Origin of the sequence: Halomonas halophila, from assembly GCF_030406665.1 — a bacterium.
In the GTDB taxonomy this organism is placed as follows: Bacteria; Pseudomonadota; Gammaproteobacteria; order Pseudomonadales; family Halomonadaceae; genus Halomonas; species Halomonas halophila.
Map to the genome: position 1 here is coordinate 2,257,007 of NZ_CP129121.1, position 20,396 is coordinate 2,277,402.

At 68.7% G+C, this 20,396-nt stretch carries 17 protein-coding genes; 2 read left to right on the forward strand and 15 right to left on the reverse strand.

All coding sequences use genetic code 11. The annotated features are described in order from the left end of the window. Positions 1-2: 2 nt before the first annotated feature. From mazG to cysM, 4 genes are read right to left on the reverse strand one after another with little or no spacing between them, the layout of a single operon-like run. Positions 3-866 (reverse strand): nucleoside triphosphate pyrophosphohydrolase, encoded by an 864-nt coding sequence (mazG, locus tag QWG60_RS10470; RefSeq protein ID WP_146908034.1) that lies wholly within the window; start codon positions 864-866, stop codon positions 3-5. Further along, on the reverse strand, positions 863-3,142 hold the full coding sequence (gene relA, locus QWG60_RS10475; RefSeq protein WP_046079692.1) for a GTP diphosphokinase: 2,280 nt from the start codon (positions 3,140-3,142) through the stop codon (positions 863-865). Before relA ends, mazG begins: the two co-directional genes overlap by 4 nt. Then, positions 3,135-4,568: a TRAM domain-containing protein gene (locus tag QWG60_RS10480; RefSeq protein WP_146908032.1), complete on the reverse strand. Its 1,434-nt coding sequence runs from the start codon at positions 4,566-4,568 to the stop codon at positions 3,135-3,137. The genes relA and QWG60_RS10480 overlap by 8 nt, the downstream gene beginning before the upstream one ends. 1 nt (position 4,569) lies before the next feature. Further along, entirely contained in the window at positions 4,570-5,466 is an 897-nt protein-coding gene (gene cysM / locus QWG60_RS10485; protein WP_146908030.1) for a cysteine synthase CysM, read from the reverse strand. A gap of 119 nt (positions 5,467-5,585) precedes the next feature. On the opposite strand from cysM, the gene QWG60_RS10490 reads away from it, so the two are divergent. Continuing rightward, a complete protein-coding gene (locus QWG60_RS10490) occupies positions 5,586-8,273 on the forward strand; it encodes an ATP-binding protein (RefSeq protein WP_146908028.1) in 2,688 nt (895 codons plus the stop codon). A gap of 35 nt (positions 8,274-8,308) precedes the next feature. Here the strand turns inward: QWG60_RS10490 and acpS are convergent, their stop codons facing one another. From acpS to rpoE, 11 genes are all read right to left on the reverse strand, one after another. After that, positions 8,309-8,686, reverse strand: coding sequence for a holo-ACP synthase (gene acpS, locus QWG60_RS10495; RefSeq protein WP_046079695.1), 378 nt, complete (start codon positions 8,684-8,686; stop codon positions 8,309-8,311). Continuing rightward, positions 8,683-9,495, reverse strand: a complete 813-nt coding sequence (pdxJ, locus tag QWG60_RS10500) for a pyridoxine 5'-phosphate synthase (protein WP_046079696.1) — start codon at positions 9,493-9,495, stop codon at positions 8,683-8,685. Before pdxJ ends, acpS begins: the two co-directional genes overlap by 4 nt. Before the next feature lie 117 nt (positions 9,496-9,612). After that, positions 9,613-10,326 (reverse strand): DNA repair protein RecO, encoded by a 714-nt coding sequence (gene recO, locus QWG60_RS10505; RefSeq protein ID WP_111382313.1) that lies wholly within the window; start codon positions 10,324-10,326, stop codon positions 9,613-9,615. 67 nt (positions 10,327-10,393) lie between these two features. After that, the gene (era, locus tag QWG60_RS10510) at positions 10,394-11,293 is read right to left on the reverse strand and encodes a GTPase Era (RefSeq protein ID WP_035596747.1); all 900 of its coding nucleotides are present in this window, start codon (positions 11,291-11,293) and stop codon (positions 10,394-10,396) included. Then, positions 11,290-11,979, reverse strand: coding sequence for a ribonuclease III (rnc, locus tag QWG60_RS10515; protein ID WP_046079698.1), 690 nt, complete (start codon positions 11,977-11,979; stop codon positions 11,290-11,292). The genes era and rnc overlap by 4 nt, the downstream gene beginning before the upstream one ends. A gap of 42 nt (positions 11,980-12,021) precedes the next feature. Beyond that, entirely contained in the window at positions 12,022-12,828 is an 807-nt protein-coding gene (gene lepB, locus QWG60_RS10520) for a signal peptidase I (RefSeq protein ID WP_046079699.1), read from the reverse strand. A 15-nt stretch (positions 12,829-12,843) separates the two neighbouring features. Beyond that, positions 12,844-14,664 carry a translation elongation factor 4 gene (gene lepA / locus QWG60_RS10525; RefSeq protein WP_046079700.1) on the reverse strand — a complete coding sequence of 607 codons (1,821 nt, stop codon included), beginning with the start codon at positions 14,662-14,664 and terminating at the stop codon, positions 12,844-12,846. Positions 14,665-14,832: 168 nt separating this feature from the next. Beyond that, positions 14,833-16,257 carry a DegQ family serine endoprotease gene (locus QWG60_RS10530; RefSeq protein ID WP_046079701.1) on the reverse strand — a complete coding sequence of 475 codons (1,425 nt, stop codon included), beginning with the start codon at positions 16,255-16,257 and terminating at the stop codon, positions 14,833-14,835. Between the two features lie 140 nt (positions 16,258-16,397). Continuing rightward, positions 16,398-17,426, reverse strand: coding sequence for a MucB/RseB C-terminal domain-containing protein (locus QWG60_RS10535; RefSeq protein ID WP_146908026.1), 1,029 nt, complete (start codon positions 17,424-17,426; stop codon positions 16,398-16,400). 23 nt (positions 17,427-17,449) lie between these two features. Further along, positions 17,450-18,172, reverse strand: a complete 723-nt coding sequence (locus QWG60_RS10540; RefSeq protein ID WP_146908024.1) for a sigma-E factor negative regulatory protein — start codon at positions 18,170-18,172, stop codon at positions 17,450-17,452. 193 nt (positions 18,173-18,365) lie between these two features. Continuing rightward, on the reverse strand, positions 18,366-18,971 hold the full coding sequence (gene rpoE / locus QWG60_RS10545; protein ID WP_035596730.1) for an RNA polymerase sigma factor RpoE: 606 nt from the start codon (positions 18,969-18,971) through the stop codon (positions 18,366-18,368). A 336-nt stretch (positions 18,972-19,307) separates the two neighbouring features. On the opposite strand from rpoE, the gene QWG60_RS10550 reads away from it, so the two are divergent. After that, complete coding sequence (locus tag QWG60_RS10550) at positions 19,308-20,387, forward strand: 3-deoxy-7-phosphoheptulonate synthase (RefSeq protein ID WP_046079704.1); 1,080 nt, start codon at positions 19,308-19,310, stop codon at positions 20,385-20,387. Positions 20,388-20,396: the final 9 nt, after the last annotated feature.

The window sequence follows — 20,396 nt, forward strand, 5'->3', positions numbered from 1 at the left end:
CTTCACTCGTGGGTGGGGGGAATATCGTTGTGGTTATCGTGTCGCTTCGCCGCCTGCCAGTGCCGCTCCATGCGCTCGAGCCCCGCCTCCGCCGGCGTCACGCCCTCTTCCTGAAGGGCGGCCTCCAGCCGGCGGAAACGGCGCTCGAACTTGCCGTTGGTGCCGCGCAGGCAGCGTTCCGGATCGGCGTCCAGGGTGCGCGCCAGGTTGACGGCGGCGAACAGCAGGTCGCCGACCTCCTCCCGAGCGTGGTCATGATCGCCCTCGGCCAGCGCCTCTTCCACTTCGGCGAGTTCCTCGCGCAGCTTGGCGATCACGCCGCGGCTGTCCGGCCAGTCGAAGCCGACCCGGGCGGCGCGCTTGGACAGCTTGGCCGCCCGGGACAGCGCCGGCAGGTTGCGCGGCACGTCGTCCAGCACCGAGGCCGTGGCCGCTTCCTCGGCCCGCGCGTCGCGTTCCTCGGCCTTGAGCGACTCCCAGCGCGAGTGTACCTGCTGCGTTTCCACCTCGGCGGCGCTCGCGTCCTCTCGTCGCGAGGCCAGGGTGCCGTCGGGAAAGACGTGCGGATGACGGTGCAGCATCTTGGCGGTCAGGACGTGGACCACCTCATGGAAGTCGAAGCGACCCTCCTCGGCGGCGAACTGACTGTAGTAGACCACCTGGAACAGCAGATCGCCCAGCTCGCCCGGCAGCTCGTCGTAGGCGCGACGCTCGATGGCGTCGGCGACCTCGTAGGCCTCCTCCAGGGTGTGGGGCACGATGCTGTCCCAGTCCTGCTTCACGTCCCAGGGGCAGCCCTGCTCGGGGTCGCGCAGCACCGCCATCAGCGTCAGCAGGTCGTCGAGATCGAAGCGGCGCTCGCTCATTTCTTCTTGCCCTTCTTCTTGTTCTTGCCCTTGCCGCCGGCCCGCAGGCGACGCACCTCGATGACGTTGGACAGCTGCTGGATGCGCGAGAACAGCCGGCCGAGGGTCTCCAGGCCGTCCACTTCCAGGGTGATCTGCATCCGCGCGATGCCGTCGTCGGTATCGGTGAGCGTGTTCACCGACAGCACGTTGACCTTCTCGTGGCTGAGTACGGCGGTCACGTCGCGCAGCAGCCCCGAGCGGTCCCAGGCCTGGATCTCGATGTCCACCGGATACTGGGTGCGGGCCCGCTCGCCCCACTCCACCTCGATCACCCGCTGGGGCTCGTCGAGGCGCAGCTGCAGGATGTTGGGGCAGTCCTCGCGATGCACGGTGACGCCGCGCCCCTGGGTGATGAAGCCGACGATCGACTCGCCGGGCACCGGATGGCAGCAGTTGGCCATGCTGGTCTTGAGGTTGCCGACCCCGAGCACAGTGATGCCGTCGCCCTCCGGCTTGTCGGCGGCCTTGCGCGGCTTGGCCAGCAGCTTGTCGAGCTGCTCCTGGTCGTCGCTCTCGCCGAACAGCTGCTGGGCCTGGTGCAGCACCTGGCCGATGCGCAGGTCGCCGGCCCCCAGCGCGGCGTACATGTCCTCGGGGCCGGCATAGTTGACCTGGTTGGCCAGCCGGGTGAGATCCATGTCGCCGACGTCCAGGCGTTTCATCTCGCGCTCGAAGAGGACGCGCCCCTCCTCGAGGTTGCGGTCCCGCGCCTGGTGCTTGAACCAGGATTGGATCTTGGCCCGCGCCCGGGAGGTGCAGACGTAACCGAGGTTGGGGTTGAGCCAGTCGCGGCTCGGCCCGCCCTTGCTGGCAGTGAGGATCTCGACCTGCTGGCCGGTGCCGAGCCGGTAGGTCAACGGCACGATGCGCCCGTTGACCTTGGCTCCGCGACAGCGGTGACCGACCTCGGTGTGCACCCGGTAGGCGAAGTCGATGGGCGTGGCTTCCCGCGGCAGATCGATGACGTGGCCGTCGGGGGTGAAGACGTAGATGCGGTCCGGCGCCACGTCGCTGGACAGGCCCTCGCGGATGTCGCCGAAGTCGCCGACTTCCTCCTGCCACTCGAGCACCTGGCGCAGCCAGGCGATCTTGTCCTCGTAGCTGGCGCTTCTGGCGTTGGTGTCGTGGCCCTTGTAGCGCCAGTGGGCGCAGACCCCGAGCTCGGCCTCCTCGTGCATCGAGAAGGTGCGGATCTGGATCTCCAGCACCTTGCCCTCGGGGCCGAACACCGCCGTGTGCAGGGACTGATAGCCGTTCTTCTTGGGGTTGGCGATGTAGTCGTCGAACTCCGTGGGCACGTGGTGCCAGCGCGAGTGGACGATGCCGAGCACGGTGTAGCAGTCGGTGATCTCGGGGACCAGGATTCGCACCGCGCGGATATCGTGGACCTGGGAGAAGTCGATGGCCTTGCGCTTCATCTTCCGCCAGATCGAATAGATGTGCTTGGCGCGGCCGTCCACCTGGTACTGATGGATGCCCTGGGCCTCCATCAACCCCTTGAGGGTGGCCACCACGTCCTCGATGTAGCGGTTGCGGTCGAGACGCTTCTCGGCCAGCTGGCGGGCGATGGTCTTGTAGTCCTCCTCGTGCAGGTAGCGGAAGGACAGGTCCTCCAGCTCCCACTTGAGGTGGCCGATGCCCAGCCGGTGAGCCAGCGGTGCGTAGATGTCGAACACCTCGCGGGCCACCTGCAGGCGCTTCTCGCGGGGCGCGTCGCGCACCTGGCGCAGCGCGCAGGTACGCTCGGCGATCTTGATCAGCGCCACCCGCACGTCGTCGATCATGTTGACCAGCATCTTGCGCAGATTGTCCTGCTGATCGTGCTGGCTCAGTCCTTGGCAGGGCATCTGGGACGTGCTGATGGCGGCCATCTGCAGCACGCCATCGATCAGCCCGGCCACCTCCCGGCCGAAGCGCTTGGTGACCTCGGCCAGGTCGATCAGCCCCTCGCGCACCGCGCGATAGAGCACCGCGGCCTCGAGGGCCGGCTGGTCCAGGCGCAGCTCGCCGAGGATATCGGCCATCTCCAGGCCCATGCGGAAGCTCGATCCGTCCTTGAGCCAGGCCTTGTGGGGCCGGTCGGACTCCTGCTCGAGACGCTCGGCCAGCTCGCAGGCCACGCGCATCTCCTCGGCATCGCGCAGCTTGACGTCGTCCTGCAGGCGCGCGACCCAACGGGGAATGTCCACCGTTCCCCGCTCGGTCAGGGGCTGATCTTCCCGCACTTTAACCATCGCTTGACGCTCCTTCGCCCCGCTGCCCGGCGTCCGGGTGCTCGAGCAGCAGCATGGATTCCAGATGAGCGGTGTGAGCGAACATGTCGGCCACCGCCCACCGCTGGATGACGTAGCCCGCCCGCACCAGATGCGCGGCATCCCGCGCCAGGGTCGCCGGATCGCAGGACACATAGAGCACCCGCGGCACCGGCCGCTCGGCCAGCGCTCGGCACACGGCCTCGGCGCCGTCGCGGGGCGGATCGAGCAGCACCTGGCGCAGCCCGGGCACATCGAGCAGCGTGCCCAGCGCCTCGGCGCGGCTGAGATCGGCCTGCCGGGCCGTCAGCTCGAGCGCGTTGCGCCGGGCGTTGTCGGCCAGCCGCTCGACCATCGCCGGACTGCCCTCCACCGCCGTCACCTCGGCGCCCAGGGCCGCCAGCGGCAGGCTGAAGTTGCCGACCCCGGCGAACAGGTCGAGCACCCGCTCGCCGGGCGCCAGGGGCGAGAGCCACGCCAGCGCCTCGGTCACCATGCGCTGGTTGACCGCCTCGTTGGCCTGGAGGAAATCGCCGGGGGCGAAACCCAGCCGCAGCGAGCGTTCATCGACCGCCAGATGGGCGTGAAGGTCCGGCGCCGGCGTCAGCCATTCGAAGGTCGGCGATTCGCGGCCCACCCAGCGTGCCAGATGCAAGCCCCGGGCCAGCGCGAACTCGCACCAGCGACGGGTATCGCCGTCGTGCTCGCGCAGCTGGCGGATCACCAGGGTCACGCCGGCATCGCTCGAGGACAGCTCCAGATGGCCGACCTGACGCGGCGCCTCCAGTTCGGCCAGATGTCGGTGCAGCGGCGCCAGCAGGGCGGCCAGTGCCGGCACCAGAATGGGGCAGTCGTCGAGGTCCACCAGCCGGTGGCTGTGCCGGGCGCGGAAGCCCAGGAGCACCCGGCCGTCGGCATCGACCTTGACGCCGAGGCGCGCCCGACGCCGATAGCCTTCGCCGGCCTCGGCCAGCAGCTCGGGCTCGCCGTCCGGGGCGATGCCCTGGCGGGCCAGCAGCTCGCGCAGCACCGCCTGCTTGTGGCGACGCTGTCCGTCCAGGCTCAGGTGCTGCAGGTCGCAGCCGCCGCAGGTGCCGTAGTGGGCACAGGGCGGCGTGACGCGCTCGGGCGAGGCCTCGACCACCTCGCGCACGTGGGCCTCGTCGAAGCGCTGGCGGGTCCGATGCACGGCGATCTCGACGCGCTCGCCCGGCAGGGCACCGTCGACGAACACCGTCTTGCCGTCGCCGAGGCGCCCCACGCCGCGGCCGTCATGGGCCAGGCCATCGATCGTCAGGATGGCGCCCTGATCGCCGCCGCCGTTGGCGGCCTTCTTGCCGCGTTTCGCCGTCTGCAGCCCCGAGACGCCGGCACTCTTGCGCGCGGGCCGTCGTTGTCCCAGCCCCACCTCAGGACTCCGGGACGAACAGGCCGGTGGACAGGTAGCGGTCGCCGCGGTCGCAGACGATGAACACGATCACCGCGTTCTCGACCTTCTCGGCGATGCGCAGGGCGCCGGCGAGCGCCCCGCCGGACGACACGCCGGACAGGATCCCCTCCTCCCGGGCCAGGCGACGCATGTGCTCCTCGGCCTCGGCCTGGCCGATGTCGAGCACCCGATCGACCCGGGCGGGCTCGAAGATGCCCGGCAGGTAGGCCTCGGGCCAGCGGCGAATGCCGGCGATGCTGGCGCCGTCTTCCGGCTGCAGGCCGACGATGCGTACCTCGGGGCTCTGCTCCTTGAGGTAGCGGGAGACGCCCATGATGGTGCCGGTGGTGCCCATGGAGCTGACGAAATGGGTGATGGTGCCGCCGGTCTGCTCCCACAGCTCGGGACCGGTGCCCCGATAGTGCGCCAGCGGATTGTCGGGGTTGGCGAACTGGTCGAGCGGCTTGCCCTCTCCCCGGGCGATCATGCTTTCGGCCAGGTCGCGGGCCGCCTCCATGCCACCCTCGCGGCTGACCTCGATCAGCTCGGCGCCGTAGGCGGCCATGGCCTGCTTGCGCTCGCTGGAGGCGTTCTCCGGCATGATCAGGATCAGTCGATAGCCCTTGATCGCCGCGGCCATGGCCAGGGCGATGCCGGTATTGCCCGAGGTCGCCTCGACGAGGGTGTCGCCCGGAGAGATGGTGCCCCGCGCCTCGGCCTGCTCGAGCATGGACAGCGCCGGACGGTCCTTGACCGACCCGGCAGGATTGTTGCCCTCGAGCTTGGCGAGCAGGGTGTTGTTGCGCCCGGCCGTGATGCGCTTCAGGCGGACCAGCGGCGTGTGGCCGATGGTCTCCTCCAGGGTGGGGAAATGCATGCAACCGTCCTTCTGGAAACGTCTTTTCGGCATTATATCCTCGGGCACCGACACTGGACAGGCATCCCGGCCGGCTGTGGCATACTGGGGCACGACACCCCAGCCGACGAGCCCTCCCGATGTCATTGAAGACCCGCCTGATGCTGGCCATCCTCGCCCTGCCCCTGGTGCTGATCGCCCTGCTGGTGGTGGCGGTCACGGAGCTGGACGATCGCCATCATCGGCTGCAGCTGCGCGAGCGCCTGACCCAGGCCACCGACCTGCTGACCCCCAGCCTGGGCCAGGCGCTGGCGGCCGGCGACGCGGCCGAACTGGAGGCCCTGGCCGGTCGCCTGCTCGAGCTGGAGGACGTGCGCGCCCTGCGAATCCTGGACGCCGACGGCGAACGTCGCCTGGAGCTCGGCCGACTGCGCCAGGCCAGCGATCTTGCACCCCCCCAGGGTCCGGCGCTGATCGAGGACGGTCGACATTGGCGGCTGCAGGCGGCGCTGCCCGGGGCGCCCGGCGCCTGGCTGACGCTGGACATCGACGCCTCGACGCTGCCCCTCACCTACTATCGTCACCTGGCCAGCGGCGGGCTGCTGCTGCTGATCGTGGGCCTGCTGCTGTTCCTGGTGGCCTACGGCCTGAGCCGGCGACTGACCCAGCCGCTGGAAGACGTCACCCGCTCGCTGGAATGGCTGACCGCCGGCGGCGCCCCGCAGCCGCTATCGGTGCCGAAGGAGGCCGAGCTGGCCCGCCTCGCCCAGCGGCTCAACGCCCTGGGCGAGCACCTGGCCTCGGCCCGCGACGACCTGCAGGCCCAGATCGAGCAGGCCACCGGCGAACTGCAGGAATCCATGGAGACCATCGAGGTCCAGAACATCGAGCTGGACCTGGCGCACCGCCGCGCCCTGGAAGCCAACCGCGCCAAGTCGGAATTCCTGGCCAACATGAGCCACGAGATCCGCACCCCGCTCAACGGCATCATCGGCTTCTGCCGCCTGCTGCATCGCACCGAGATGGCGCCCCGGCAGCGCGAATGGCTCGACCACGTGCAGCGCGCCTGCGACAACCTGCTGATGCTGGTCAACGACGTGCTCGACTTCTCCAAGATCGAGGCCGGTCGTCTGGAACTCGAACACACCGAGCTGGACATGGTGGCCCTGGTCGACGAGGTGCTCGGGCTGCAGGCGCCCCAGGCTCAGGCCAAGGGCATCCAGGTGCTCGGCCTGGTCTACGACGACGTGCCGGAGACCCTCAGCGGCGACCCGCTGCGCATCCGCCAGGTGCTGACCAACCTGGTCGGCAACGCCGTGAAGTTCACCGAGCACGGCGAGGTCATCGTACGGGTCATGGTCGAGCAACGTGCCGCCGGGCACGTGGTGCTGCGGGTGGCGGTCAGCGATACCGGCATCGGCATGAGCGACGAGGCCCAGCGCCGGCTGTTCCAGGCCTTCCGGCAGGCCGATGCCAGCCACCAGCGCGAGTTCGGCGGCACCGGCCTGGGGCTGGCGATCAGCCGCCAGCTGGTGGAACAGATGGGCGGCGAGATCAGCGTCGAGAGCACCCCGGACGAGGGTTCGACCTTCGCCTTCAGCCTGCCGCTGGCGTGCCCGCCGGAGACCCCGGAAGAGCGCGAACCCGAGATGACCCTCGACGGCAAGTGCGTGGTGCTGGAGGAGCCCCACGGCCCGACCCGCTCCGCCCTGCGTCACCTGCTGGGGCGCTGGGGAGCCCGCGTGATCGGAGAGCGGCAGGCGCTCGGCCACGAGACGGCGCTGGCCGTGTTCGGCCTGACCGACGCGGACCTGTCGCCGTCGGGGCAGACGGCCCTGCAGCAGCGCCTGGAGCGCCTGGAGTGTCCGGCGATGCTGCTGGTCAATGCCAGCCCGCCCGATCTGCCGGCGCTGCCGCTGCCCCAAGGCGGCGAGGTGCTGAGCAAGCCGCTGTCGCGGCGCACCCTGGTGGAATCGATCAGCCGCGCTCTGACGCGAGTCCGTCGCGACCGGCTGCCGGCCCGCCAGACGACGGCGCCCCGCGGCCCGCTGAGCCTGCTGGTGGTGGACGACACCGAATCCAACCGCCTGCTGCTCCAGGAGCTGATCAGCGGCCCGCAGCTGGAGGTGGGACTCGCCGCCAGCGGCGAGGAGGCCCTGGCCATGGCCCAGGAGAGACGCTTCGACGTGGTGCTGATGGACATCCGCATGCGCGGCATGGATGGCGTGGAAACGACCCGCGCGCTGCGCGAGCTGGGCGGGCACTGGCGCCATGTACCGATCGTCGCCGTCACCGCCCACGTGCAGAGCGAACAGCGGCGCCAGCTGCTGCAAAGCGGCCTCGACGGCGTGCTCGAGAAACCGCTGGACACCGCCCAGCTGTCGAGCCTGCTGCGTCATCACCTGGGCGTGGGCCTGGCGCTCGAGGAAGCCGGCGAGGCGCCGGAGGCCGACCCGGCCACCGATGGCGAGCTGGCCTCGGTGGACCTGGCCCTGGGCACCCAGCTGGCCGGCGGCCGCGAGGCGCTGGCCCGCAAGCTGCTGGGCCAGCTGATCGATTCGCTGGACGAGAGCGAAGCCCAGGTTCGCCAGGCCATGGAAGTCGGCGATGCCGAGGCGCTGCTCGACGCCATTCACGCCCTCAACGGCGCCTGCCGCTACTGCGGCGTGCCGCGCCTGGGGCTGCTGGCCGAGACCCTGGAAACCCGGCTGCGCTCCCGCGGGCTGGAAGCGGTGACACCGCTGCTGCCGGACCTCTACGCGGCCATGACCGCGCTGCGCGACTGGCAGGCGGCTCAGCCCGCCTCGACGTCGACGTCCGGCGCCTGATCCGATGAGGTGCCGGGACGCCCCGGCACCCCGCCTCAGGCCTCGAGCACCACGAAGGCCACGGCGAAGGCCGCCTCGTCGGACAGCGACAGGTGAAGGTTCCTGACGCCTTCGGCCTCGGCCAGCTCCCGGGCACGCCCGGACAGCACCAGCGCCGGACGCCCGAGGGCATCGTTGACCACCTGGATCTCGCTCCAGCGCATGCCGTGACGCAGCCCGGTGCCCAGCGCCTTGACGAAGGCCTCCTTGGCGGCGAAACGCTTGGCCAGGAAGGCGGCCGGCTGACCGCGCTCCCGATACCCTGCCAGCTCGTCGTCGCCCAGCACCCGCCGGGCGAAGCGCTCGCCGTGACGCGCCTGGGCGGTCTCGAAGCGCGCCACCCGGGCGATGTCGGTGCCGACCCCGAGGATCATCCGCAGCAGCTGCCGTCGGCCTGATGGTCGTGATCATGCTCGTGATCGTGCTCATCGAGCGCCGCCACGAATCCCGCCTCCTGGCCGGCGATGGCCAGGCGCTTCATCTCCGCCACCGCCTCCTTGAGACCGACGAACAGCGACCGCGCGATGATGGCGTGGCCGATGTTGAGTTCGTGCAGCCCCGGGATGGCGGCGATGGCCTCGACGTTATGGTAGTGCAGGCCGTGCCCGGCGTTGACGGTCAGCCCCAGCTCGCCGGCCATCTCCGCGGCGGCGACCAGACGGGCGTGCTCGGCGGCCGCCTCCGCGCCCTTGGCCTCGGCATAGGCCCCGGTGTGCAGCTCGATCACCGGCGCCCCGGCCTTGGCCGCCGCCTCGATCTGCGCCGGCTCCGGGTCAATGAACAGCGACACTTCCGAGCCCGCCGCGGCGAGACGGCGGCAGGCCGCCTCGATCGCCTCGAAGCCGCCGACCACATCCAGGCCACCCTCGGTGGTCAGTTCCTCGCGCTTCTCCGGCACCAGGCACACGTGGGCCGGGCGAATCTCCTCGGCCAGCGCCAGCATCGCCTCGGTGACCGCCATTTCCAGGTTCATGCGCGTGTTGAGCACCTCGGCCAGCAGCCGCACGTCACGCTCCTGGATGTGCCGGCGGTCCTCGCGCAGGTGGACGGTGATGCCGTCGGCCCCGGCCTCCTCGGCCAGCAGCGCCGCCTGGACGGGATCGGGATAGCGAGTGCCGCGCGCCTGACGCAGGGTGGCGATATGGTCGATGTTGACGCCGAGCAGGATGCGGGGAGGATGCATGGGAAACTCTCCAGGTCCGGAATACGAGGGAAACAGGGTCACAAGGATAAGGGTAAGCGGACGGTCGCCCAAGCGCCCTGGCCCGCCGTCCGGAACATACCGTTCAGGCCGGGCCGTTCAGCCGCGGGCGGCGCTCTCGCCGGTCCGGCGCCGCGCCACCAGCTGCTGCATCCACTCCCGGGAGCGCAGCGGCCGGCTGCCCAGCAACGGCGCCAGCGCCGCCCGGGTCACCGCCTTGGCCGGACCGGCGAGCCCCGGTTCGCGCCAGTCGCCGCCGGACAGCAGCTTGAGCGTACGCCCGTCGATGCCGGTCTCGGCGGGCAGGAAGGCGCGGGAATCGACGTCGAAGCGATAGCGCGTCTGGGGGTCGAGGGACTCGCCGCCCGGGGTGCAGAAGCGCGGCTCGGCGTCCAGCGCCTCGAGCAGCGACAGCTCCAGGCGACGCAGGGCCCCGGCCCGGCCGTCGGGGCGCGACAGCGCCTCCAGGGCGGCGGCGTAGAAGGCGAAGACATCAGCCACCGGCAGCTCCACCGGCAGCAGCCGGGTCAGCAGCTCGTTGGCGTAGAGGCCGCACAGCAGCCCCTCCCCCACCAGCATCGCCGCCGGCGCACGGCTCTCCATCAGCGACAGGCGCTTGAGCTCGCCCTGACCGCTCCAGGTGATGTGCAGCGGCGCGAAGGGCTGAAGGGTCGCCCGGGTACGACTGCCCGGGCGCTGCACGCCTCGTGCCACGGCCCGCACGCGCCCGTGATCGAGCGTCAGAAGCTCGACCAGGGCGCTGGTCTCGCGGTAGGGGCGCTTGTGCAGCAGATAGGCCGGCTGGGGGATCATAAGACGCCGTTCAAGAGAATCGAAGCTCGAAGCTCGAAGCTCGAAGCTCGAAGCTCGAAGCTCGAAATCAGTCTAAATCGTAGCCCAGGCTCTTCAAGGCCCGCTCGTCGTCGGACCAGCCGCTCTTGACCTTGACCCAGAGGTTGAGCATGACCTTGGCGTCCAGCGCCCGTTCCATGTCGAGGCGCGCCTCGCGGCCGATCTTCTTGATCCGCTCGCCGCGCTCGCCGATCAGGATCTTCTTCTGCCCGTGGCGCTCGACCATGATCAGGGCGCTGATGTGCACCACCCGACCCTCGTCGCGGAACTCCTCGATCTCGACGGTCATCTGGTAGGGCAGCTCGTCGCCGAGCTGGCGCATGACCTTTTCGCGCACCAGTTCCGCGGCCAGGAAACGCTGGCTCTTGTCGGTGACCTGATCCTCGGGGAAGTAGTGGATGCTCTCGGGGAGGTGCTTGGCGACCTCGGCCTCGAGCGCCTCCACGTGCGTGCCGTGCTTGGCGGCGATCGGCACGATGGCGGCGAAGTCCCGCCGCGCACCGACCGATTCCAGCCAGGGCAGCAGTTCCTTCTTGTCCTTGAGGCGATCGACCTTGTTGACCGCCAGGATCACCGGCACCTCGACCTTGGCCAGGCGGTCGAGCACCACCTGATCTTCCTGGGTCCAGCGCGTGCGGTCGATGATGAAGACCACTGCATCCACGTCACGCAGGGCCTGGGTGGCGGCCTGGTTCATGAAGCGATTGATGGCCTTGTCACGATCCTTCTCGAGGATGTGAATGCCCGGGGTGTCGACGTAGATGAACTGGTCGTCGCCCTCGGTCTTGATGCCCATCACCTGATGGCGCGTGGTCTGCGGGCGCCGCGAGGTGATGGAGATCTTCTGACCGAGAATGCGGTTCATCAACGTCGACTTGCCGACGTTGGGGCGGCCGACGATGGCCACGAAACCACAGCGTTGTGTCATGAGCGACCTCCATGGCCTTCGAGGCGGGACAGGGCCATCTCGGCGGCCTGCTGTTCGGCGTGGCGGCGGCTGGATCCGATCCCCCGGGTATGCTCCTCGAGCATCTCCACGTGGCATTCGACGGTGAAGGTCTGGGCATGGGCCTCGCCCTCCACCGAGATCACCTCGTAGCGCGGCAGCGCCGACTGACGCGACTGCAGGAACTCCTGCAGCCGGGTCTTGGGATCCTTCTGGGTGTCCTGCAGGTTGATGGCCTCCAGGCGCTCGGCGTACCAGGCCAGCACGCGGGCCCGGGCGGTTTCCATGCCGGCGTCCAGATAGATGGCACCGATCACCGCCTCGACCGCATCGGCGAGGATCGAGTCGCGGCGATGGCCGCCGCTCTTCATCTCGCCGGAGCCCAGCCGCAGGTGGCCACCGAACTCCATCTCACGGGCCAGCTCGGCCAGGGTCTGGCCCTTGACGAGGCGTGCACGCAGGCGCGACAGCTGTCCTTCCCGCGCCTGCGGGAAGCGCTGGAAGAGGTCCTCGGCGATGACGAAGTTGACGATGGAGTCGCCGAGGAACTCCAGGCGTTCGTTGTTGCGGCCGCCGTAGCTGCGGTGGGTCAGGGCCAGCTCGAGCAGGTCGGGCTGCGCGAAGTCATGGCCGATGCGGCGGCTGAATTGGGTCAGGGAATTGCTCACGAAGCTCCTGCTATGTCATGCAAGGAATGCCGCTCCCGGCATTCATTGGATACGGCGTACACTGGTAAAATTCGGCAGCCCGCCATTCCAGTGCATCCAGACGGCGAAGGCCTTGCCCACGATGTTCTGCTCCGGCACGAAGCCCCAGTAGCGGCTGTCGTTGGAGTGATCGCGGTTGTCCCCCATGGTGAAGTAGTGACCGGGGGGCACCGTGATCTCGCGCATCTGCGGGCCGGGATCGCGTGGATTATTGTAGATAGGGTGCGGCGCCTCGCCCAGCTGCTCTTCCAGCAGCCGTTCGCCGGGCGCCGACTCGGGGCCGTTCTCGAGCAGCGTCTTGGGCACCGGTTCGCCGTTGACGAACAGCTGCTTGCCCTCGTAGCGGATGCGGTCGCCCGGCAGGCCGACCACGCGCTTGATGAAGTCGACCGAGGGATCGTTGGGGAAGCGGAACACCATGACGTCGCCGCGCTCGGGCTCGCCCACGTCGACGACCTTGGTGTCCAGCACCGGCAGGCGCAGGCCATAGGCAAACTTGTTGACCAGGATGAAGTCCCCCACCTCGAGGGTCGGGCGCATCGAGCCCGACGGGATCTGGAAGGGCTCTACCACGAAACTGCGCAGCACCAGCACCACCAGCAGCACCGGGAAGAAGGAGCGTGCGTAGTCCACCGGCCAGGGCTCCTTGAGCGCCTTCTCGCGGGCGGCGGGGTCGGCGCCCTCGGTGGTGCCGGCCTCGACGCTGGCCGTCAGGCGGCCCCGGCGCGCCGGCCGCCACCAGATCAGCTCGAGCAGCCAGATCGCGCCGGTGACCAGCACGGCCACCGTCAGCAGGAGTGTGAAGTCCATCGGTCGTTGCCTTCCCTAGTCGTCGTTGACCTTGAGCACGGCGAGGAAGGCATCCTGGGGGATTTCCACCCGGCCGACCTGCTTCATGCGTTTCTTGCCCGCCTTCTGCTTCTCGAGCAGCTTCTTCTTGCGCGAGGCGTCGCCGCCGTAGCACTTGGCGGTCACGTTCTTGCGCATCGCCTTGACGGTGGAGCGTGCCACCACCTGGCCGCCGATCGCCGCCTGGATGGCCACGTCGAACATCTGGCGCGGGATCAGCTCCTTCATTTTCTCGACCAGCGCCCGGCCACGGGAATGGGCATGGTCGCGGTGGATGATGATGGCCAGGGCATCGACCCGGTCGCCGTTGATCAGCACGTCGAGACGCACCAGCTGGGCGGCCTCGAAACGCTCGAAGTTGTATTCAAGCGAGGCGTAGCCCTTGGAGATCGACTTCAGGCGATCGAAGAAGTCCATCACCACCTCGGCCATGGGCAGCTCGTAGGTGAGCTGGATCTGGCTGCCGAGGAACAGCATGTCGAGCTGGGTGCCGCGACGCTGCTCGCACTCGGCGATGACGTTGCCGACGAACTCCTGGGGCACCAGGATGCTGGCCCGCACCACCGGCTCGCGCATCTCCTCGACGTCGGCCATGTCCGGCAGCTTGGACGGGTTGGAGACGTAGCGGACCTCGCCGTCCTTCATCAGCAGCTCATAGATCACCGTCGGCGCGGTGGTCAGCAGGTCGAGATTGTACTCGCGCTCCAGCCGCTCCTGGATGATCTCCATGTGCAGGGTGCCGAGGAAGCCGACCCGGAAGCCGAAGCCCAGGGCGTCGGAGTTCTCCGGCTCGTAGTCCAGCGAGGCATCGTTGAGCGCCAGCTTCTCCAGGGCGTCGCGGAACTCCTCGTAGTCATCGGAGGAGACCGGGAACATGCCGGCATAGACCTGCGGCTTGACCTTCTGGAAGCCCGGCAGGCGCTTGACGTCCGGCGTCTTGGCATGGGTGATGGTGTCACCCACCGGCGCACCGTGGATGTCCTTGATACCGGCGACCACGAAACCGACCTCGCCGGCGCGCAGGACGCCGGTCTCGCGGCGCAGCGGCGTGAAGATGCCGACCTCGTTGGCCTGCCAGTCGCGGCCGGTGGAGGTCATGCGGATCTTATCGCCCTTCTTCAGCGTGCCGTCGAAGATCCGCACCAGCGACACCACGCCCAGGTAGTTATCGAACCAGGAGTCGATGATCAGCGCCTGCAGCGGCGCCTCGGGGTCGCCCTTGGGCGGCGGGATGTCGCGCACCAGGCGCTCGAGCAGCGCGTCGATGCCGAGCCCGCTCTTGGCCGAGACCTGGCAGGCGTCGGTGGCGTCCAGGCCGATGATCTCCTCGATCTCGGTGGACACCTTGTCCGGGTCGGCCTGGGGCAGGTCCATCTTGTTGAGCACCGGCAGCACCTCGAGACCCTGCTCGATGGCGGTGTAGCAGTTGGCCACCGACTGGGCCTCGACGCCCTGGCCGGCATCGACCACCAGCAGAGCACCCTCGCAGGCGTACAGCGAGCGCGAGACCTCGTAGGAGAAGTCCACGTGCCCCGGGGTGTCGATGAAGTTCAACTGATAGGTATTGCCGTCCGCGGCCTGATAATCCAGCGTCACCGACTGGGCCTTGATGGTGATGCCGCGCTCACGCTCCAGGTCCATGGAATCGAGGACCTGCTCCTTGAGCTCGCGTTCGGTGAGCCCGCCACAGGTCTGGATCAGGCGGTCGGCCAGGGTCGACTTGCCATGATCGATGTGGGCGATAATGGAGAAGTTCCGTATCCCATTGATTACTTTGCGGTTATCGCTTTCTGACATTCGAAAAGATCCGGTTCGTGTACACAACCCTATACTGACTACAGGCTTGCCGCCCTCTTCGGGTGCGTCGAGTGAGATGGCGGCATTGTAGCGGGATGCGCCTTCCAGATACAGCGACCCGACGGCGCGGGCCGTCGGGTCGCGGGTCACGACGAGAGCGGGTCAGGCTCAGTCGTCGGCCAGGCGCAGGGCCACGTAGTAGGAACGGCCGTCGCGATACAGCCGTACCGGCACCGCGCTGCCGGCCGGCAGCTCGGCGACCAGCTCGGCGAGCTGCGCGGGGCTCTCCACCGCCTGGTGGGCGATGCTGACCAGCACGTCGCCGGTACGGATGCCGGCAGCCGCGGCGATGCCGTCGGGATCGACCCGAGTGACCTGGACACCGTGATCGAGCTCCATCTTGCTGCGCTGGGTCTCGTCGAGGGACTGGACCACCACGCCGAGGCGGGCGGGCGAAGCATCGCCGTCGCTGCTGTCCCCGGCCTTCTGGCTGTCCGGCCACTCGCCGACCTCGACGTCCAGGGTCTGGCGCTCGCCGTCACGCAGCACCGTGATCGCCACATCGCCGCCCGGCGAGACGTGGCCGATCAGGCGCGGCAGCTTGCTGGAACGATCGACGGTTTCGCCGTCGACCGAGAGGATGACGTCGCCGGCCTGGAGCCCGCCCTGGGCCGCCGGCCCCTCGGGGTCGAGATCGGCGATCAGCGCGCCTTCCGGATTGTCCATGCCGAAGGATTCGGCCAGCTCCCGTGACACCGGCTGGATCATCACGCCGAGCCAGCCGCGCTCGACGGAGCCGCTGGACCTGAGCTGGTCGGCCACGTCCATCGCCACGTTGATGGGAATCGCGAAGGACAGCCCCATGAAGCCGCCGCTGCGGGTGAAGATCTGGGAGTTGATGCCGACCACTTCGCCGTCGAGGTTGAACAGCGGACCGCCGGAATTGCCGGGGTTGATGGCCACGTCGGTCTGGATGAAGGGCACGTAGGCATCCCGCGGCAGAGTACGGTTGATGGCGCTGACGATGCCGGAGGTCACCGAGTGGTCGAAGCCGAACGGCGAACCGATGGCCGCCACCCATTCGCCCACCTCGAGCCGGTCGGAGTCGCCGAGCTCCAGGGTCGGCAGGTCGCTGGCCTCGACCTTGAGCACCGCCACGTCGGTCTTCTCGTCGGCCCCCACCAGCTCGGCCTCGAGTTCGCGGCGGTCGTTGAGCCGCACCAGGATCTGATCGGCGCCATCGACCACGTGGGCATTGGTCATGATGTAGCCGTCTTCACTGATGATGAAGCCCGATCCCAGCGACTGGCGCTCCTCGCTGTGGCTGCGTCCCGGCCCTTGGCCACGCGGCATCGGCAGCTGGTCGCCGAAGAAGTGACGGAAGATCTCGGGGATCTCCTGATTGCCGAAGCCGCGGAAGGGCGAGTCGGGACGCTCGACCATGCGCGAGGTGGAGATATTGACGACCCCCGGGGCGGCATCCTTCACCAGCTCGGTGAAGTCCGGCAACTCGCGGGCCATGGCGGACTGCGCGGCGAACAGCCCCACGACCAGCAGCACCCAGAGGGATAGCGTGCGCGTCATGCGTGTCATGAATGACTCCTGTGACAAGGTGCAATGGATGGCAAGGACATCTGCCCTACCCCTTAACCCCGGAGCGGGCAAAAGGTTCAGCACGGCCGTTCGAGCCGGGGTGGCCCGATGCCGGGTTCGTTTCGGAGGAAGGGTGAATCTCAGCGCGCGTCATCGCCGTCCGGCTCCGCCTGCTCCGCCGTCGTCTCGTCGGGGGCATCGGCCATTTCGCCACCCTCGCTGTCCTCGACCCAGACCACGGACTCGACGACCCGACGCAGCACGTCGGCGGGCAGCTCCCCCATGGCGACGACCTGCCGCGGACGATCGCCCAGCTCCCGGTGCAGCACCGCCGCATGGGAGACGCCCAGGCGATGAAGACCGGGCATCAGGAGGTCGCGATCCTCGAGGGGCTCGACGAACAGGCTCAGGGTCGAGAGGCCGTCGCCATAGATACGGTGACGGGGGCTCGGGTGGCGCTCGCCCTGTGGCGCCACGGGCTGGGACACGAACCCCTCGGGTAACCAGCCAGGACGCCAGGGCACGTCGGGTGGCGGCGCGGCCGACACCAGCTCGATGCCTCCGCGATGGAGGCCGGGAGCATGCAGCTCGGTGATCTGGAAGGTCTCGAGCACCCGCCCCCGCTCGTCGAGCAGGATCTTCTTCAGCGGCAGGCCCGTGGCGGCATCGAGCCACAGGCGATGACCATAGCGATGATCATCGAGGGGTTCGATGTCCAGGCGCACGCTGGCGCGACCCGCGATGCGATCCGCGCCGGAAAGCTGGAGCCGATAGAGGCTGTCGAGGTGCTCGACGAGGGTATGGGGTGGAGCCGCCTGGGCCCGGGCGTCGGCGCTGGCCAGGCCACCGGGACGCGCGATGCGCCCCTCGCGCTCGAAGGCCACGGCCGGGCCATCCAGGAAACGGGCCCGCTCGCGCTCCACGCCGTCCTTGACCTCGTGAGACAGGGCCAGGGTGCGCACCCCGTCGCTGCCGATACGCACGGCCCTGGCCCGGAAGTCGTAGCAGTGGCTGGCCCAGAGACTGCGCTCGTACCAGGCCTGCGCCGATTCGGGTTCGTCCTGCTCGGCAAGCCGGGCACAGTCGATGCCGGTCGACGCCTGGGCGAAGGGAGCCAGGGCGGCGACCATGCAAGCGGCGCTGACCAGCCGCCACGCCCGCAGGCGCACCGACCGCCTTCGCCGGGACGCCATCAGCGCTGCCCCAGCGACTCGCTTCCCGAGGCCCGCAGCAGGGGCATCCAGGAATCGCCCCCGGTGGCCGCCGCACCCTCGGCATGACGATCCAGGTAGGACTGCAACAGCAGCGCCTGCTGGCGATCCATCCGCAGCGACTGACGCTGGGCGGGCGACAGCACCATGGGCGCGCCGGCACCGACGGTCATCAGCCCCTGTTCGCCGGCGCTGCCGCCCGGGAACATCGGCATGTCGACCAGCGACGCCCCCTGGCCGAAGGTCGCGTTACCGCCGCCCAGCGCCTCCAGCCCGGAAGAGGCGCGGGTCGCGGCGGCGGTGGCACCGGCGCCGGAAACCCCGGCGTTGGTCGCCACCGGCGCCTCGCCACCGCCCAGCGGGGAAGCGCCGTTGTAGAACTGCACCCCGGTGATCACCATCAGCGACACCGCCGCGGCGATGCCGGCGCTGCGCCCCAGCGGCAGGGAGCGACGCGCGGCCTTCGACGGCTCGGCTATGGGTGCCGGCTCGTCCTCCAGGGCAGCCATGACGCCCGCCGAGAGATCCACCGAGGTATCGGCCTCATTCTCGCGCTGCATCAGACTGCGCATCAGATGGTAGCGGCGCCAGGCATCCGCCGCATCGGGCTCGTCATCCAGCGACTTGAGAACGCGCCGCAGCTCCAGCTCGTCCCCCTCGTTGTCCATTAGCGCAGAAAGCGATTCCCGTGCGTTCTGACTCATGTCTCTACACCCTCACAATCGTCAAGGCGACACTGCCTTGCAGCCTGTTGGAAGCCCGGATTCCCGACCACACTGGCCGTCATGCCGGCCATGTCGAGAGGCCCCTGCCTCATCGTGTACGGATCGGTCACCGCATATGACGTCACTGTCGCCCGACAGTTCAGCCAATCGGCAAAAACGGTGAAAATTCGGCTCATTCGGTGACCGTTTCCTGGTTGCGCGACGTGGCGACCAGCGGCCGGATGTGCTGATCCACGGCCTCCCGGGCCCGAAAGATGCGCGAGCGCACCGTGCCGACGGGGCAATCCATGATGTTGGCGATGTCCTCGTAGGACAGCCCGTCGAGCTCGCGCAGGGTGATTGCCGTGCGCAGGTCATCGGGCAACGCCTCGATGGCCTCGAACACGGCCGTCTGCAGTTCGTCCCGCGCCATCGCCGCTTCCGGCGTCTCGATGTCGGCCAGCCGGCCGCTATGGTCGACCACCTCGGCATCGACGATGTCCATGTCGCTGCCCGGCGGACGGCGCCCCTTGGAGACCAGATGGTTCTTGGCGGTGTTGATGGCGATGCGGTACATCCAGGTATAGAAGGCACTCTCGGCGCGAAACTTGCCCAGCGCCCGGTAGGCCTTGATGAATGCCTCCTGGGCCACGTCCTGAACCTCGGCGTGGTCGTGCACGTAGCGACCGATCAGGCCGATGATCTTGTGCTGGTACTTCTTCACCAGCAGGTCGAAGGCGCGGGTATCTCCCTTCTGTGCGCGCTCGACGAGTTGCTGGTCGGTTTCCCGGTGGCTCATTCAGCGCCTCCCCGTGGCGGGAGCTTGCCGCGGCGCCTCGAGAGGGCGTCGCGATGAGACGGGTGTCGCTTCCATATGTATCAACCTAGACCCTGGGGTGAGCGTGCGCCGTTCTCGGCGGGAGACCAAGTGTTCCTGTTTCGCCGGTCGGCATCAAGCCTGGACGCCACCACAGGCGCCCGTCCGGGCGAGGCGACCCATGGGACCGCCAGCGGGGCGATGTGACAGCTCAAGCGCCCGGGGAGTTCCGTCTTCGATTGAATTTGGCCGTCACGCGGGCGATAGTAGTCGCTTGATACCGCATCAGCGCTGACACGATACAGGTAGCAGAATTCCATGTCCGAGCAACAGGTCAACAACCTCAACGTCCTGGCCGAGGACGTCCTCCTCCCGCCGGCCGACCTCAAGCGGGACATCCCGCTCTCCGAGGAGGCCGAGCGCACGGTGATCGAGGGCCGTCAGGTCATCCAGAACATCCTCGACGGCCGCGACCCCCGCCTGCTGATGGTGGTCGGCCCCTGCTCGATCCACGACGTCGATGCCGCCCTCGACTATGCGCGCCGCCTGCGCCGTCTGGCCGACGAGGTCAAGGACAGCCTCTATATCGTGATGCGCGTCTACTTCGAGAAGCCGCGCACCACCGTGGGCTGGAAGGGGCTGATCAACGACCCGCATCTCAACGGCTCGTTCGAGATCGAGGAAGGCCTGCACATCGCACGGCGCCTGCTGGTCGAACTCGCCGAGATGGGCCTGCCGCTGGCCACCGAGGCCCTGGACCCGATCTCTCCCCAGTACCTGCAGGATTGCATCAGCTGGTCGGCGATCGGTGCGCGCACCACCGAGTCCCAGACCCACCGCGAGATGGCCTCCGGCCTGTCCGGCCCCGTGGGCTTCAAGAACGGCACCGACGGCAGCCTCGACGTAGCCGTCAACGCCCTGCAGTCGGTCGCCCATCCGCACAATTTCCTGGGCATCGACCAGGCCGGCAAGGTGGCGATCATCCGCACCCGTGGCAACCGCTACGGCCACGTGGTGCTGCGCGGCGGCAACGGCAAGCCCAACTACGACAGCGTCAGCGTGGCGCTGGCCGAGCAGGAGCTGCAGAAGGCCGCGGTGACGCCCAACATCATGATCGACTGCTCCCACGCCAACTCCAACAAGGACCCGAGCCTGCAGCCGCTGGTGCTGGAGAACGTCACCAACCAGATCCTCGAAGGCAACCGTTCGATCATCGGCCTGATGGTCGAGTCCAACATCGGCTGGGGCAACCAGAAGGTCCCCGAGGACCTGAGCCAGCTGACCTACGGCGTCTCCATCACCGATGCCTGCATCGACTGGGACGCCACCGAACAGGCCTTCAAGACCATGAACGACAAGCTGGCCCCGGCGCTGGCCAAGCGCTGCCAGGCCGCCTGACCTGGGCCT

Coding starts and splice junctions, on each gene's coding strand:
- mazG (WP_146908034.1), bottom strand. CDS start 866: ATGAGCGAGCGCCGCTTCGATCTCGACGACCTGCTGACGCTGATGGCG.
- relA (WP_046079692.1), bottom strand. CDS start 3,142: ATGGTTAAAGTGCGGGAAGATCAGCCCCTGACCGAGCGGGGAACGGTG.
- cysM (WP_146908030.1), bottom strand. CDS start 5,466: ATGCATTTCCCCACCCTGGAGGAGACCATCGGCCACACGCCGCTGGTC.
- QWG60_RS10490 (WP_146908028.1), top strand. CDS start 5,586: ATGTCATTGAAGACCCGCCTGATGCTGGCCATCCTCGCCCTGCCCCTG.
- acpS (WP_046079695.1), bottom strand. CDS start 8,686: ATGATCCTCGGGGTCGGCACCGACATCGCCCGGGTGGCGCGCTTCGAG.
- pdxJ (WP_046079696.1), bottom strand. CDS start 9,495: ATGCATCCTCCCCGCATCCTGCTCGGCGTCAACATCGACCATATCGCC.
- recO (WP_111382313.1), bottom strand. CDS start 10,326: ATGATCCCCCAGCCGGCCTATCTGCTGCACAAGCGCCCCTACCGCGAG.
- era (WP_035596747.1), bottom strand. CDS start 11,293: ATGACACAACGCTGTGGTTTCGTGGCCATCGTCGGCCGCCCCAACGTC.
- lepB (WP_046079699.1), bottom strand. CDS start 12,828: ATGGACTTCACACTCCTGCTGACGGTGGCCGTGCTGGTCACCGGCGCG.
- lepA (WP_046079700.1), bottom strand. CDS start 14,664: ATGTCAGAAAGCGATAACCGCAAAGTAATCAATGGGATACGGAACTTC.
- QWG60_RS10530 (WP_046079701.1), bottom strand. CDS start 16,257: ATGACACGCATGACGCGCACGCTATCCCTCTGGGTGCTGCTGGTCGTG.
- QWG60_RS10540 (WP_146908024.1), bottom strand. CDS start 18,172: ATGAGTCAGAACGCACGGGAATCGCTTTCTGCGCTAATGGACAACGAG.
- rpoE (WP_035596730.1), bottom strand. CDS start 18,971: ATGAGCCACCGGGAAACCGACCAGCAACTCGTCGAGCGCGCACAGAAG.
- QWG60_RS10550 (WP_046079704.1), top strand. CDS start 19,308: ATGTCCGAGCAACAGGTCAACAACCTCAACGTCCTGGCCGAGGACGTC.